The organism is Ornithinibacillus liuyingii (assembly GCF_055550225.1).
The window spans coordinates 228,402-244,730 of the sequence record NZ_JBPWOS010000006.1 but is presented as its reverse complement, the minus strand read 5'-3'; the positions used below and the strand labels follow the sequence as shown (position 1 = coordinate 244,730).

13 protein-coding genes are annotated in these 16,329 nt (G+C 38.8%); all 13 read right to left on the bottom strand.

All coding sequences use genetic code 11. The features are described 5' to 3' along the window. Window positions 1-15: 15 nt before the first annotated feature. The 13 genes from ACSKT4_RS10285 to ACSKT4_RS10225 all read right to left on the bottom strand — a co-directional run bounded on the left by ACSKT4_RS10285 (window position 16) and on the right by ACSKT4_RS10225 (window position 16,217). Window positions 16-1,452 (bottom strand): glycoside hydrolase family 1 protein, encoded by a 1,437-nt coding sequence (locus ACSKT4_RS10285; RefSeq protein ID WP_465823359.1) that lies wholly within the window; start codon window positions 1,450-1,452, stop codon window positions 16-18. 65 nt (window positions 1,453-1,517) lie between these two features. After that, window positions 1,518-2,432, bottom strand: coding sequence for an ROK family protein (locus ACSKT4_RS10280; RefSeq protein ID WP_186867964.1), 915 nt, complete (start codon window positions 2,430-2,432; stop codon window positions 1,518-1,520). An 80-nt stretch (window positions 2,433-2,512) separates the two neighbouring features. Further along, the gene (locus ACSKT4_RS10275) at window positions 2,513-3,538 is read right to left on the bottom strand and encodes a LacI family DNA-binding transcriptional regulator (RefSeq protein ID WP_211740903.1); all 1,026 of its coding nucleotides are present in this window, start codon (window positions 3,536-3,538) and stop codon (window positions 2,513-2,515) included. A 93-nt stretch (window positions 3,539-3,631) separates the two neighbouring features. Continuing rightward, on the bottom strand, window positions 3,632-4,480 hold the full coding sequence (locus ACSKT4_RS10270; RefSeq protein WP_339212395.1) for a carbohydrate ABC transporter permease: 849 nt from the start codon (window positions 4,478-4,480) through the stop codon (window positions 3,632-3,634). Further along, the gene (locus tag ACSKT4_RS10265; RefSeq protein WP_211740901.1) at window positions 4,477-5,430 is read right to left on the bottom strand and encodes a carbohydrate ABC transporter permease; all 954 of its coding nucleotides are present in this window, start codon (window positions 5,428-5,430) and stop codon (window positions 4,477-4,479) included. Before ACSKT4_RS10265 ends, ACSKT4_RS10270 begins: the two co-directional genes overlap by 4 nt. A 193-nt stretch (window positions 5,431-5,623) precedes the next feature. Next, on the bottom strand, window positions 5,624-6,925 hold the full coding sequence (locus tag ACSKT4_RS10260) for an ABC transporter substrate-binding protein (protein WP_465823355.1): 1,302 nt from the start codon (window positions 6,923-6,925) through the stop codon (window positions 5,624-5,626). A 475-nt stretch (window positions 6,926-7,400) separates the two neighbouring features. Next, a complete protein-coding gene (locus tag ACSKT4_RS10255; protein ID WP_465823353.1) occupies window positions 7,401-8,819 on the bottom strand; it encodes a glycoside hydrolase family 1 protein in 1,419 nt (472 codons plus the stop codon). Window positions 8,820-8,872: 53 nt separating this feature from the next. After that, complete coding sequence (locus ACSKT4_RS10250) at window positions 8,873-10,144, bottom strand: PTS sugar transporter subunit IIC (protein WP_211740898.1); 1,272 nt, start codon at window positions 10,142-10,144, stop codon at window positions 8,873-8,875. 58 nt (window positions 10,145-10,202) lie between these two features. Continuing rightward, window positions 10,203-10,514: a PTS sugar transporter subunit IIB gene (locus ACSKT4_RS10245; RefSeq protein WP_211740897.1), complete on the bottom strand. Its 312-nt coding sequence runs from the start codon at window positions 10,512-10,514 to the stop codon at window positions 10,203-10,205. A gap of 12 nt (window positions 10,515-10,526) precedes the next feature. Continuing rightward, window positions 10,527-10,817: a PTS lactose/cellobiose transporter subunit IIA gene (locus tag ACSKT4_RS10240; RefSeq protein ID WP_211741198.1), complete on the bottom strand. Its 291-nt coding sequence runs from the start codon at window positions 10,815-10,817 to the stop codon at window positions 10,527-10,529. Between the two features lie 282 nt (window positions 10,818-11,099). Beyond that, the gene (locus ACSKT4_RS10235) at window positions 11,100-13,013 is read right to left on the bottom strand and encodes a BglG family transcription antiterminator (protein WP_465823351.1); all 1,914 of its coding nucleotides are present in this window, start codon (window positions 13,011-13,013) and stop codon (window positions 11,100-11,102) included. A 222-nt stretch (window positions 13,014-13,235) separates the two neighbouring features. Further along, window positions 13,236-15,020 carry a S9 family peptidase gene (locus ACSKT4_RS10230; RefSeq protein ID WP_465823350.1) on the bottom strand — a complete coding sequence of 595 codons (1,785 nt, stop codon included), beginning with the start codon at window positions 15,018-15,020 and terminating at the stop codon, window positions 13,236-13,238. A 96-nt stretch (window positions 15,021-15,116) separates the two neighbouring features. Next, a complete protein-coding gene (locus ACSKT4_RS10225; RefSeq protein WP_186867958.1) occupies window positions 15,117-16,217 on the bottom strand; it encodes a metallophosphoesterase in 1,101 nt (366 codons plus the stop codon). Window positions 16,218-16,329 lie beyond the last annotated feature (112 nt).

Genomic DNA, 16,329 nt, shown 5'->3' with positions numbered 1-16,329 from the left:
TGTTATAAGCCTGACTTATAGATTTTTTCCATTTGTCTCAATGACTTCTTTATACCAATGATAGCTTTTCTTTTTAATCCGGCGAAGGTCATGCTCCCCTTCTTCATGTTGATTCACATAGACAAATCCGTAGCGCTTTTGGAAGCCGTTTAGCCAGCTTAGTAGATCTGTAAAGGACCATGTACAATAACCAATAACATCTACACCATCACTAATCGCTTCTTGGGTCGCCTTCAAATGTACTCGTAGATAATCAATACGATAGTCATCATTTACGATATCGCCTTCCTCAAGCTTATCGTATTCCCCTAAGCCATTTTCGCTGATTAGAATTGGTAATTCGTATCGGTTCGTGATGCGGCGGAGGGCGATGCGAAGTCCGGTTGGGTCGATGTTCCAATCCCAATTTGTCCGCTCCAGATGTTCATTTTTCACGGTTTTATAAAGACCTGGTACTCCACTATCCTCGGTTGAGCCTTTCTTTCCAGATGTATTCATTTTCCCTTCTGATACACCATCTAATGGGTTCCTTTCAAAGGTAGTCGTTTGGTAATAGTTTAAGCCCATAAAATCCGGCTTACCTTCTTTTAGTAATTCAAGGTCACCGTCTTCGATAGTTGGTGCCAAGCCCTTTCTTTCTAAGTAACGCCATGCCACCTGAGGGTATGTTCCCCATGCATAAACATCCATCCACCAATGTGCATTTAACTCTTCTGCATTTTCCGCAGCAATGATGTCCTCCGGCTTAGCAGATGCTGGATACGAAGGGGAGTAGGCAAAGCTAGGGCCAATCTTTCCATCTGGTACATAGTTACGGAATTCCTTAATCGCACTGGCATTTGCCAAATTCGCATGATGATTGACTTGATGGAAAAGCTTCTCATCCTTTACTCCTGGGGGATGTAGAGCCGTTCTGTATCCAAATTTGGTGAAGATATTTTGTTCATTCAAGCTCACCCAATATTTCACCCGGTCACCAAAATGCTTATACAATGTAACCGCATAATTGGTAAAGTCCCGAATAATCTCGCGAGATTCCCAGCCACCATATTCATCTTGCAGTGCCTGTGGTAAATCCCAATGATAGATGGTTAAAATCGGCTCTATTCGATGCTTAATTAACTCATCGATTAGATTACTATAAAATTGGATGCCCTTTTCATTGACTTCCCCTTTCCCATTAGGAAATATTCGAGCCCATGAAACTGAAAAGCGATATGCCTTCAAGCCCATCTCGGCCATTAAGCGAATATCCTCTTTATAACGATGGTAATGATCGACTGCCATATCACCAGTTGTACCCTTAAAGGTTTTCCCTGGAATTCGGACAAATTGATCCCAGTTGGAAGGCCCCTTCCCATCTTCATCCCATGCTCCTTCAATCTGATAAGCAGAAGAAGCCGATCCCCATAGGAACTGACTAGGAAAGGCTTCTAAATTCTTATGTATCATCACATTCCCTCCTTCAATCTAATTTGCTATACATGGAGACTAAGTAAACGTATACCCAGCCCCTACTATCTATAAATGGACTGTTTTGTAGCCCTTTGTAAGAAGTGATAGAGCGCCCCAATTAAATTAGAATCATTGCCAAATTGGCATGGATGCACCCTAATATCTAAACATTCTTCATTCGGTTTCATTACCTTAAGCTTTTCATTGATGTTATCAATTAGCCCATCCCGTTTACTGATTGCTCCACCAATTAATATTTTCTCCGGGTCAATCATGTACTGTAAATTATAAATTCCTACTGCTAAGCGCTTGATGAATTTTTCGATCTCATCCTGTACTTCTAGGTCACCCTCATCCGCCATTTTAAACACCGCTATCCCATCAAGCGTGTTAGGGTCGATGTCTTTGCGTTTTGCAACCTGCATCACTAAGCCCCCAGTTGCAGCAAGTGAGCTCCACGTTTCCCCAATCGGCTGGTCCAAATAATCCTCAAGGATCATATAGCCGAATTCACCACCGAAAAGATTGCTACCATGGCGAATCTTCTTATCTAAAACAAGTGCCCCACCAATTCCCGTACCGATCACGATACAAATGTAGTCATTAATCCCTTTAGCAGCACCAATCCAGCCTTCAGCCAAACCGGCACAATTCGCATCATTTTCCAGCTCAACCACAAGCCCTGTTCGTTCTTGGATGAGTTGTTTGATATTAGGACCATGAATATAAGGAAGAGCCGTAATCCCTTTAATGAATCCAGTTTCTACGTCTACCGCTCCTGGCATACTTAAGGCGATACCACTTAGAACCTGTTTCTTCTGAAATTCCTTCACCACGGAATCCATAACATTTACAAAAGCGTCTATACCGTCCTTCGGTGTTGGAATAGAGGATTTTTCTATAAAAGACCCAGCCTCATCCATAAGGGAATACTTGATTGCGGAACCACCCACATCAAAAACTGCATAATAGTTCACCAAAAAACCTCCTAACACCCCATACAAGATTCTAGTTGCTATTGTTTTTATACACTTTCCGAGAATAAATCGATGTAATATTACCAGAAGGTTTTATCCGCTCCACATGACTCCCTGACAATAAGTTCAGAGTCTGTAAACACTGGCTTTATTTTCGATTGCCCCTCAATTAAATCATTTAACATATAAGCTGATAATTTACCGATCTTTTCCTTATCCTGTTTTACCGTGGTCAGTTTCGGGTTACTATAACGGCATGCTGGAATATCATCACACCCAACAACTCGGATGTCATTTGGAACTTGTAATCCGGCCTCTTTAACCGCCCGTAATGCACCTAATGCCATTAAGTCTGAAGCAGCGAAAACGGCTTCGGGGACATCATCTAATTCAAGCATTCGCTTCATAGAGAGATAGCCACTCTCTTCCTGGAAATCTCCGTATTGAATCCATTCATCTCGTAGCTCAAGGTCGAACTGCTGCATCGCATTCTTGAACCCTTTTAACCTTAAATTTGAAATGACCGATTCACGCATTCCACCGATAAAACCAATTTTCCGATGGGAATTCAAATAAAAGTGTTCCACCACTTTCCTTGATAAGCTCACATTATCCGTCATGACATAGCTCGCATTAGGCCCTTTTAATTCGATATCTATACCGATACAAGGGAATCCACTTTCCGCAAGCTCAAACGTAGCATCCTCGACCTTCTCACCAGCAATAATCAAACAGCCGTCTACGTTAAAATGCTTGCACCTTGCTAAATAACTTCCCTCATCCTGTAGAAAATGCTCATTAGAAAACATCAAGATGTCATACCCTAATAAGCCAATATTTTTCTTAAAGGTTGAAATTACTTCATTGAAATATGGGTGTGTCATATCCACATTAATCCTACCGGCATAGATGAGACCGATGAGGTTTGATTTTTTCGTTGCTAGTGACCTTGCTGAAAAATTAGGTGCATAGCCCATTTCATTAATTACGGTCATGACCTTATTCTTCGTTTCCTCACTTATTCCCTTATAATTATTGATTACTTTTGAAACAGTTGCCTGTGAAACCCCTGCCATTTGTGCAATGTCTTTTATCGTTAACCCCATCGTATAATCTCCTCTAATTCCTTGATATATATTTCCTACTGCTAGATTACTAAGAGTCATAGAGTGATACAATAGCCAGGCAGGAAAAATAAATTATTTTACGGATCCTTCAGTAATACTAGAAATAAATAATCGGTTAAATAGTAAGAAAATGACTAGTAACGGAACAGTCGCCCAGAATACGCCAGACATAATCATCCCGAAGTCCACATTATTCGTATTACTTAATTGTGCTAATGCCACTTGAATCGTATACATGTCTGGGTCTCTTAAAATCGTAAACTGCCATAAAAATTCTCCCCAAACCGCCGTAAAGACAATGATTCCAAGCGTTGCAAATGCTGGTAGGATAATCGGTAGGACAATTCTCCAGTAAATGCGGAAATTCGAGCATCCATCTAATTTCGCAGCCTCGATTAGTTCATCCGGAACTGCTCCTGAAATATATTGGCGCATCAAGAATATCCCTAACGGATTTAAAAAGAACAAAATCATGACCCCTGGTAAAGTATCAAGGAGTCCTGCATTCGAAATTAGAAAGTATTGCGGAATTAACCCTAGCTGTGGCGGAATAATCATCGTTACTAAGATCGCGACAAACAGAATATTCTTCCCCGGGAACTTAAACTTGGCAAAAGCAAAGCCAGCTAGGGAGCTAATGAATAGAACCACAATCGTAACAACCGCACACAATACAAATGAATTCCACATTCCACCAAAGAAATCAATTTGATTTAATACCTTTTTAAAGTTCTCAACTAGCATATCTCCTGGTGTAAGGGTTGGTGGAATAGAATTATAGGCAGCACTTGGTCGTGTCGCCATAACAAACATCCAATAAAAAGGAAAAAGAGAAAGGATGGAAGCAATGAATAAAAATGAGTAAATGGATAGTTTACTGAACGATAGCTTTTTGCGATTTTTGTTTATGCGATTACTCATTTATGAACACCTCGCTTTTTCCTTCCAAATCCTTGCGTCAATCTTAGATTAATTACAGCAAATATCGTAATGATAACTAACAGAATAATCGCTGTTGCAGATGCCGTTCCAAAGGACTGCAATCTAAAGGCATCACGATATAAGTACATAACAATTGTCATCGCTTCATCCCTTGTGAAAGCATCAGCCCCTAAGAATACAGTTGGTTCAGAGAATAACTGCATCGCGCCAACGGTTGATGTAAATACAGTCAAGATAATAAAAGGCTTCATCATCGGAATCGTAATATACCAAAGCTGCTGAAACTTATTAGCACCATCCACAGTTGCCGCTTCATATAAGTCATTCGGTATACTTTGAATCCCGGCTAAATAAATGATTGTGTTATATCCAACCCATCTCCAAAACACCATAAGCGATATGGCAATCTTGGTTCCCCATTCAGAGGCAGCCCAAGAGACCGGGTCGAGTCCAAAAAGATTCGTTAACACATAATTAGCAAAAGATGAATCATGATTACTGAATAGCACACTAAATATAAGTGCCACGGCAACCATTGAGGTTAAATATGGCATAAATATCGTTACTCGGAAGAAGCTCTTAAACTTAAGAAATGCCAAATTTAATAAATAGGCTAGAATAAGTCCGACAACTAATTGTGGAGCCGTTCCCATAATCCCCATGATAATCGTGTTGTAAACCGATTTCCAAAACAGCGGATCAGTCAGTACGAGCTCAAAATTAGCTAACCCATTAAAGGTCATTGGACTTAAGCCATTCCACTTCTGAAAAGCTAAGTAAAAGCTAAAAAGCGCAGGATATAGACCAATAAGTGCAAAAATAATAAAGAAAGGCGCTATATACAAATAACCCGAAATCATGTCCTTCTTTTCTTCAGACCTATTTTTCTTCTTTTTCCCTATAGCTTCTTTCTTACTGGCAGAATTCATGTTCACGCCTCTTTTCCATTTCAAAATAGTACCGTGCCTTTAGGCGTTCCTAACGTAGTTTTTTCTGGGTCTTGTAAAAAGGTGGCCGGCTTACTCCTTCCATCCCTGTTTTGCAAAAGGCTTGTCTCGGTAAACCGACCATTACTATTTGTTTCGTTCGCTATCATACCTTTAGTCTTCAGAGTTTAATAGATTAACGTTTCATTAAATCCTCGGCACGTTTTACAGCTGCTTCCCACTCTTTCTCTGGATCTGCATTATTGTTTTGCACATTTTTCAGTGCATTTAAGATTTCGTTATGAACAGGGAAGTATTTTTCCCCTTTGTATCCGATCCCCGTAATGTCTTGGGCAGCCTTAGCAAATACTGGAGCTGTTGCCTGAGAGCCAAAGAATTCATCTTCATTCGATGTGAATTCTTCCATCTCATAGACTGAATGAGCGGAAGGGAATAATCCATGGCTTTGGAATGATTTTAATTGATTTTCTGGTGATACAAGCCATTCAATAAAATCATATGCCTCTTGTGCATGCTTAGTTTCACTTGGGATTGCGATATATGATCCACCCCAATTTGCAGCGAACTCAGTAGGTAATGTCGCTACCTTCCATTTACCAACAGCTTCCGGTGCATTTCCTTCCATCCAGCCTTTCAACCAGCCTGCACCTAGTTCCGCAGCAAATTCACCCTTGTTCACCGCATTCGCCCACTCTGGGCTCCACATTTCATATTTACCAACTATTCCCAGGTCATTCAGATGAACCGCATAGTCATATGCCTTTTTGACTTCACTATCTGCTCCAAGATTCAATTCATTATCTGGAGTTAAATAAGCTGTTTCTGCTGCATCTAAATACGCTCTAAAGGCCATTTCAATACTATCCACAAATGGCATTCCCGTTGCTTCTTTAACCTTTAACCCAGCCTCTTCAAACGCCTTAGGTGAGTTAATTAAAGCTTCCACCTCTTCTGGATCTGTTGGTAGTCCTGCTTGCTCAAATAAATCGGTTCGATAGTATAATGCTTTCGGACCGATATCTGTTGGAAGGCCAAACAAGAAATCTCTATCCACACTCTCTCCACTTTCCCATTTCCAATCTAAGTACTGATCCTTTACATCATTCGCACCAAGGTCATACAAGTTCTCAAAACGATCCTGGGCAACCTTAAAACGATCGAATTGATCAATTTCTAGCATCGCAATATCCGGTGCACCACTTCCAGCAGATAATGAGGTGAAGAGTGCATCATGATGGTCTGCAGTTTCGGATGATTTCACTTTAATTTTAATATTTGGGTTTTGATCCTCGTATTCTTTTGCTAAATCCTCATAACCAGTTGCACCAAACGTCCAGAAGTCTAGCGTAATTTCCTCGTTCGAATTACTATTCTTATCACCACTTGCCTCTTTATCACCATCACCACTACAAGCCACTAAAGAAACCACAAGCAAAGCTAATAATCCAAACACAGCAATATGTTTAAAACTTTTCAACGATATAACCCCCTATAATTAGTTTAATAGTTTGTAAAACCCTCTTGATTCACTCTAGAAATGGACACCTCCTATACACGACTAAGGAAACCGGTTTCTATAGAATTCAAAAAAATAAATAAGTAACCGCTTACAAAGAATTATAGTGCTTACTTTTTTAAAAATCAATATGTTTTTTAGGAATTTTTAATAAAAGTAGTAAAGTTTAGATAATTAATAGTTGGAGTCTCCTCATTTTTAAGGAAACCGATTTCGTTAATTGGTGGTGGAGGAACGCTTGGGGGGTGTGCGAACATTTTGTTTTTGAACCCGCAGCGTGGCAGCCTAGTTGACATATTCTTCAGGATTTGGAGGGGGTGTTTCAGGATTTGATAAAATCCATCGCCATTTTGGAAGATAGATTAAGTAAAAAAGAGCAAACTAGGTATATAAAAATAGCCCCTATAGGTCGCATAACCTACAGGGGTTTATTGGGTTAATCTTGATACAATAATTCACCGTTCGATTCTATTATTTTCTTATACCAGTAAAAGCTATCTTTTCTCATTCTGTCCAATGTTCCATTACCTTCATCATCTTTGTCCACGTAAATGAAACCATATCTTTTTTGCATTTGCCCGGTTCCCGCACTAACAATGTCAATTGGACCCCAGTACGTATATCCTAGAACTTCACAACCATCTTCAATGGCTTCATGAAGCTGAATTAGATGCTTCTTTATATACTCAATTCTGTAATTGTCGTGTATCTTGCCGTCTTCGGCTATAACGTCCTTCGCTCCTAAACCATTTTCAACTACAAACAATGGCTTTTCATATCTATCATATAATTCATTACATACATATCTTAATCCCTTTGGATCAATTGGCCATCCGAAATCAGAAACTTCTAAGTAAGGATTTTCATATCCCATACTACCACCAGTTGATTCAAATATAGGTGTGCCAGATTTATAGGTCGACGTTAAATAGTAACTAAACGCTAAAAATGAGCAAGTATTATCTTTCAAAAGTTCATCATCGTACTTTTCTTTAACAATATGAATATTATATTCCTTGAATATTCTGTTGGTATAGGACGGATATTTCCCTCTCAACATGACATCAGAGAAAAATAGTGATCTTCTTCTAAATTCATATGCTCCAAACACATCATCTGGATGACATGTATGAGGATAGAAGGCACTTAATGACAACATACAGCCCACTTCATTTTCAGGCATTATTTCTTTTCCTAGCTTAACCGCCATGGCATTTGCTACAAGCAGGTGATGACTTGCTTGATAGACTCTTTGTAGCTTGTCTGGTCCTTCTTCAATACGGCATGCCCCAGCTGCGAAAGGAATTTTATGCATGTTGTTCACTTCATTAAAGGTCATCCAGTATTTCACCTTATCTTTATACCGGTTAAAGATAACCTCACAATATCTACTAAAGAAATCTATTAATTTTCGGTTCTCCCATCCACCATATTGATCAACAAGATGTAATGGTGTTTCATAATGCGATATTGTTACCATAGGCTCCATACCATTCTTAATTAGCTCATCAAATAAGTTGTCATAGAATTGTAAGCCAGCCTCATTAGGCTCTTCTTCGTCTCCATTTGGGAAAATCCTTGTCCAGTTAATCGAAGTCCGGAACAACGAAAAGCCCATTTCTTTAAACAAGGCGATATCTTCCTTATAACGATGATAAAAATCTATCGCTTCATGGCTTGGATAATATTTATTAGGGTCAATTACTTTATCTGCTTTTCCAGAGATTATTCCACCTCTAACCACATCTGCGATAGAAACCCCTTTACCATCTTCGTCCCATCCACCTTCAGCTTGATTGGCAGCAATGGCTCCGCCCCAGAGGAACTCATTTGGAAATTTTCTACTATTAGTCATGGTAAACACTCCAATGTCGTTTATGATAGAAGACTCTTTGCTAACCTATTAATCTAGGCTGCATTAGATTGTTCTTCTTCTAGCGCCTTTTTGTCTAGTATTTTAAAGAAAGGTAAATATATGAGTATATCAATGATGATCAGGATTACCTGAAGCAAGATCAAGGACACAGCGCCTGCTAAAATAGAGTTCACAAATACTGGTGTTCCAAGCGGCATATGGAGACCGTTGACCAGTGGAAATACGCCGAACTTCATCAATGAATAGGAAATAATGGCATTCGTTAAAGGTGCTACAACAAATGGTATAGCCAGATATGGATTTAGTACGATAGGTAGTCCAAATATGACTGGTTCATTAATATTAAAGAACGCTGGAGGTAAGGCTAATCTACCTAGTGTTTTATATCGTTTACTTTTAGCAAAGAACGCTAAAAGTAGGGTAAGTGCTAGCGTTGCGCCAGCTCCTCCTATAATGATTAACACAGCTAGAAAACCAGTGTTTACAATGTTTTCAGGTGGATTACCTGCAGCAATAGCATCTAGGTTTTCTAGTCCTAATGGTATCCAGACTCCGTAAAGGATAGGTAAAATTGCTAGCGTCCCGTGAATCCCAAAAAGCCAAAGCGTATGGATAATGATAACAAGGATAACCATTGACCAGAATCCTCCACCCAGATTTTGTAATGGAGTTTGAATAAATGAATAAACAAACTCATGGGCACTTTCAAACTTTGTTAATGTAAACAGTCCACTAATGATTGTAAAGAGCGTTACAATCATAATTCCTGGTAATAATCCCCCAAAAGTTTTTTCAACGGTTGGTGGTACACCAGATGGCATTTTTATAGTCCAGCCCTTTTCCACGATAAATACATAAATTCTAGCAGATAATAATCCTACTATAATTGCGACAAAAAGACCTTGAGCTCCGAGAAATTGTACAGGTATCACACTTGCATCATCCAATGTCGCAAAGGGCGTTAAAACTAGGAAACAAATTAATGCAATAATACCAGCAACAACTCCATCTTGATTAAATAGAGTTGCAAGTCTATATGCTATACAAAAAACGGCATAAAGAGCAATCAAGGAAATCGTTACAGAAGAAGGTAGAGACAATACTGTTTTCAGCCCTGTTTCTGTAATGAAATTTTGGTATGCTTCCAAATTTATATTTGAAATTAAAATAGAAAGCGCACCTATAATAATAACTGGTAATGCTAAAAGTAATCCCTCTGATACTGATTTTAAATATCTATTTTCTCCTATTTTTCCTGCTATACGCTGTAAATTCCCTTGTATAGCATCTGTACGCGTACTCATATATGACACTCCATTCCTTCAAAAGTAATTTAAAGGATTTAACCTACATATTCTACTATTATTTAGAATTGATTAAATCCAACGCCCAATTTAAAACCTTTTCACCATTCATTGTTCCATAATCAATACTATTAATTACTTCTACTGGAATTCCTTGCGGTTCAAATTGCTTTTTGTAGTCATTTTTCAAATAGGAGACTTGTGGGCCAAGTAATAGTACATCAGCCTCATCAATATATTTTTTTATATCCCCACCGGAAGTCGCTCTAATACTAACCTCTACATTATTTTCAACTGCGGCTTGTTCCATCTTATTCACCAGCATGCTTGTAGACATTCCCGCTGCACAAACTAATAAGATATTTTTCATTTTCAATTCCTCCTAGATATTAATTGTTTTCTTTGTTAAATCGATAATTTCTATTGCTAAATCTCTTACAGTCATTGCATTCATGAGGTGATCTTGTGCATGAACCATGAGTAAAGAGATCTCTGTCTTTTCGCCTCTTGATTCCGCTTGAATCAAGTCTGTTTGTATGCGGTGGGCTTTGTTTAATTCCTCATTGGATTCTTCTATTAATTTCTCAGCTTCTCCAAAATTTGCATTTTTCGCCTCAGCTATTGCTCTCATAGCAGAGCTTCTAGCATTTCCACCGTGAATAATTATCCCCATGATTACCTCTTGATTTTCCAAATCGTCACCCTCTTGTGCTAAATTTATACCTTGTCTAAACTATATAACTGAAACGCTTCCATTAAAAGTCAACCTTTTTCCACAATAAACGGAAAGAATTTGCTCACAAAATATCATCAACATCTGGAAATATACGTGAAAAGCTAATGCTCAACCACCGTAAGCGCGATTCCAAATACTGCAATCCTAGAACACCATTGCCAAATCTAAGCCTTTGTTATTTCTGAGCTCTAACCATTAAAAAAGAATGTAGCTATTAAACTACATTCTCTTGATTATGTTCATTATTGTAGAAGAATCCTTAGCCGAAACAAGTTTTTGAACAATCTCATGATTATCAATCAGTTGAAGAAGTGCCTCGTACATCGGTTTTAACTCTTCTTTATTTTCATCAGCAACATGAAGCAGGCATACAAATTGTACTTTGTTTTTACCCCAATCAATTGGCTTTTCTAAAGTAGCTATTGTCCAAAACGTATAGGGGGATTGAGCCACTAGTGGGTGTGGTACTGCAACGAGATTACCATAACTAGTTGACGCGGCATCCTCTCGTTGGAGGACAGAGCTCACGATTCCCTTTTCAGCCATTCCTTTTTGAATAAGCTCATTACCTAAATAATTAATCACTTCTTCAGGAGTTTCACAAGCTAAGTTAGGATAGATTAACTCTTCTTTTACGTAAGAATCAATAACAGACTCTTTAAAATCGCCAATTACAAATTCAAGCTTGCTGAGTTCACCATCATCTAACATCGTGCTTACTACTACATAAGGGATCGTTAAATCCTCCGGTAGGGGAACCGTACTAACGATAAAATCTATAGCATCTTCCTCATAATTTGGGAGGTTATGTAACTCGGTTGCACCTATAATGGTCAATTTATTACCGAATTTGGCCCTCATTTTATACAGCAATAATTGTGAACTTCCAAGACCGGTAGTACAAACAATCAGACACCGCTTTGGTTTTTTATTCAGCTTCGATCTCTCAAGTGCTGCACCAATATGTAGTGCAATGTATCCTATCTCATTTTCATTTATTTCGATATCAAAATCTTTTTCAATAACTTTCCCTGCTATAATTGCTGCATCAAATGCAATGGGGTAATTTACTTTTATCGCTTCTAACATTGGATTCCGTATATTCATATTGTGTTTAAAGCGATGGATTGCAGGTTTTAAGTGAAGCGCAATTGCCGCAAACAATTCTTTGTCATGCTTAATACCTAGATTCAACTGTTCATCAACTTGATCTATTAAACGTTCTACCGTTTTTAAGATACGTTGATCAAAGTTACTAATTAATTCCGACTGCTTATGATTTAAAAGAAGCCTTGTACCTAATAAATGCATCGCCACATACAAAATTTCTACCTTTGGAAAAGTGGTATGCAACTTTTGCTCTATACATTTAATAATACTTTGGGCTACCTCATATTCTTTTTTGCTTTGTATATCATCTTCAATGTCTTTTAAGCTTTCCACATATTTCCCGCTTTTTATTCGTTTATAGGCTATGGCAATATGTACAACTAAATTATGTAACGAAATATCCGATAAGTTGAATTTAAACGACTTTAATTCTCTTAAAACCGATTCACGTATTAATTCCATTTTTTCTGCTGATAACAGCCATGGTTGATGACTAAATTCATCTTTCATTTGGGGAGAATGTTGAAACAATAGCTCGGAAATGGCAAACCTTATATTACTTTCTGTACCAATAAGTTTTAACCCATACTTAGGTCTTTGCGTTAACTGCAAATCATACTGCTGTAAGACAACCTTAACATCCTTTATATGGTTCTTTAGAGTCGATTTACTAACATATAGCTCATCCGCCAATTCTTCTACCTTTATATAATCTGGGTTTAGAAGAAACTTTTTAGCTAAGAAATGAATTCTATCTTCCGGTTCAACTGGGAAGCTCCTATCTAAATCTAAAACGTTATAAATAAACTGTTTAAACTTCTCTTCATCATGAATATCAAGTTGATAACCATGACTTCTAATAGAAACAATACGCGCACCTGCATTACTTAACTGTTGATTAATATCTTTAATATCATTTCGAATCGTTCGAGATGTTACATGAATTTTAAGTGCTAATTGATTGCCTGTAATGGGTTTACCTTCTAATAGCACTTTTAAGATATGTTGTTGTCGAGTATTCAACGTAGCACCTCCTCTAGTATCTTTCTATCATAAAACGCTTTCAACGATATTTGGGTACAATATGTTTCCTAGACTAGAGGAAATATATTGTACCTTAGTTAAAGAGTTAAAAAGGAGGCCTTCTAATGTAATTAAGATGATTCATCACTAAATATTGATCCTGTGTGAAGTTGCCAATTAGTTGGCATCCGCCATTAGAGTGGTAAATACCACTCCCCAACCCTACACATACTTCCGCAAAAAGCTAACCATCAACGAATAAACCTTTAAGGCATTTTCTGTTTTAGAGAAGCCATGACCCTCGTCTTCGAGTACGAGATATTCGACGTCTTGGCCTCTTTTTTTCATAGCATCGACGATTACATCGGATTCTACCTTTACAACGCGTGGGTCATTGGCACCTTGAATAACTAGCATTGGCTTGGTCATCTGGTCAATATAAGTCATTGGCGAGTCTTCTATTAATTTCTCCCGGTCCTCGTTGACATCACCAATTAACTCTCTATCCGATTCCTTCCAATGTTCTGGGGCTGTCTCAATGGTTGTAAATAAATTACTTGGGCCAAAGATATCAACAAATGCCTTAAACCGATCTGCATGGCGACCGTGAAGAAGTAAGGTCATATATCCTCCATAGCTTCCACCAATACAGAACCACTTATCCGAACTAGATTTCCCTTGTTGGTCTAGCCAGTCCATACCGGCGATGATATCCAGGCGCGGGCCGCCTCCCCAGTCTTTATTTACTAATCTCATAAAGCTCTCTCCATAGCCAGTGCTACCACGGAAGTTCGGCGCAAACACGCTGAACCCTTGGGAGCATAAATATTGGAAGAGCGGTGTAAAGGTTTTTCTTACCGCATGCTGTGGTCCACCATGGGGCCATAGGATGGTATGCCCATTATCCAGCTCCGGATTTGGTGAAAAGTGTAGTGCTTCGATTTTTAATCCATCAAAGCTATTATAGGTAAGCACCTCAGGCTCTGTTAATCCCTCATTATCCACCCCTATGATACGGTGCTGGGTTATCTGCTCCCAGCCGCCTGTATCGGTATACTCGAATAAGTTTGCTGGGAAGGTTGTTGACCTACCTAATGCATAGATGGCGCCACTTTTTCCAATCCTTATTTTATTGACCATATCAAATGGCCTATCTAGTAAAGTTGCTTCATTTGTAGCTAAGTCGAATCTATATAAACGGTCCTCTACACCACGCTCTGCGACAAAGTAGACACGATTTCGCTCCCGGTCAACGGTTAAATTCGATAATTCGTAGCCATCGAACGCTACTAGCTTCGTAAATGTCCTCGTGCTAATCTCAAAGCTAGCTAAATAGTAAAACTCACTTTCATAATTGGTTAAAAGTAACACCTGATCATCCGTTAGATATTTCACTTGACGAACTCGATGCGGCTTTTTCTGTGAAGGGGTAAGTGGGATAATCTCCTGACCCTTAGCGAGATAGCCAAATGAGCTTGTATTTCCTAGCTCTTTTGAGAACGCAAAGCTCGATTCATCCGGACTCACAGAATACAGATAACTTGGTCCTTTTTCACCCTTTATCAAAATCTCCTTGTCACCTGTCTCCAGATTTACTCGGCCTATATTTAAAAAGTTGGGATTGTCTACACTCGTTATGTAATAGAGATGTTGGCCATCTTCCGCCAAATCACCATAGTAAAACTTTTCTCCCTCAGCTTTTAGCACTGCGACCGGTTCTCCTCCACTGCTTTTGACTGCATAGATATGATAATTTTCATCTCCGTCTGTATCGTAACCAGTTAAGAAGTAGTTACCCCCGGGTGTATATTTTACAAAGGAATTCATTTGATTGGCAGTTGTTAACTGGTAAGGGTACCGCTCATCAAGTCTCATGGCCCATACATTGTAATAACCATTTAAATTAGAGGAGAAAAGAATTTCATCCTCTGTCGCATTCACATCAAAATCGACGATATTTATCGTTCTGAAAAAGCTCTCGATACTAGGCTTTGGAAATTGAAACATGTATATTCCCCCATTGATATGCCAGTTCACTCTAATGGCATTGTTTTTTTATTTGTCTAAATATTATATCAAAATTAATCCTATATCGATATGTATCTACTCGAACGTAATATCGATCTTCACGAGTTCTGAGCGTGTACCAATACGTATTGGCGGTCCCCAAAAACCAAAGCCTGATGTTACAATAGAATGCAGTTGCTCCTTCTGCAAGTAGCCATAATCATTTTCATAAATGGCATCCGTAATAAGGCTGCCTGGGAATACTTGCCCTCGGTGTGTATGGCCAGAGATCATGAGGTCAATCCCTTCCTGCTGTGCGATATCCAAATCATATGGTTGGTGATCAATTAGAATAGCTGGTAAGTTAGGGTCTACTCCATCCATTAATTGCTCTAAAGGTAGCCTGTTTGGGTCGATTTTGTCCTTTCGTCCAATTAACGTAAATTGCCCTTGAATTCCCTCTGTCTCATCATACAAGACTTGGATTCCACTGTTCTCTAATGCATCAATGATTTCCTGCATAGTCCCCTCATGCTTGTCATGATTCCCAAGTGATGCATAGACGCCATATGGTGCATGGAGCTCGGACAGTATTTGATCTATGTTATGATCCAGGAAGATTTGAAGGTCATCATCAATGATATCGCCCGGCAAGAGGATGATGTCTGCATTTAGGTTGTTCATTTCCTTTACAAAGCGCTCTGCATGGCCTTTACCTGACAATAGTCCAAAATGGGTATCTGCTGCCATGGCGATCGAAAGACTATCAAGAGAGGAATCGCCTTTATCAATCTTAATCTCATAGCTTTCTACGACCGGACTATAAGCGTTAAATATGCCATATCCCAAGAAGGATACCATTAATACGAGTGTCACAACCCCTGCCCATCTCTGTGTTTTATGCCTTGGTAGTCGCGTACGACGCAAGAGAATAACAGTAATATGAGCAAGCGGCACTAATAGTAACAGCAAGTAGAAGCATGCCATCCAATATGCGCCAACTATTTGTAAAAAGGTGATTCCAGACATCACCCCAAAGAAAAACGAACTCGCTACTACTATTACGACTAGGCTATAAATGATTTTAAATCGTTTGCTTGATGATTCTGGTTTAAGAAAGCGATAGCCCCTCCAGCCAATGTAGTAAACGAGTCCTCCATATACTACGAGTGTGCTGATTAAGATTAGAATGAACATATGTATGATTAAACTCCTTTTCTTATTAGTTTGATTGCTCCATAGTAGAAAACGGTACGAAAATAATTTAATAGAGTGATAGGTCCCTTTTGTTAATACCCTATTTTTTCAT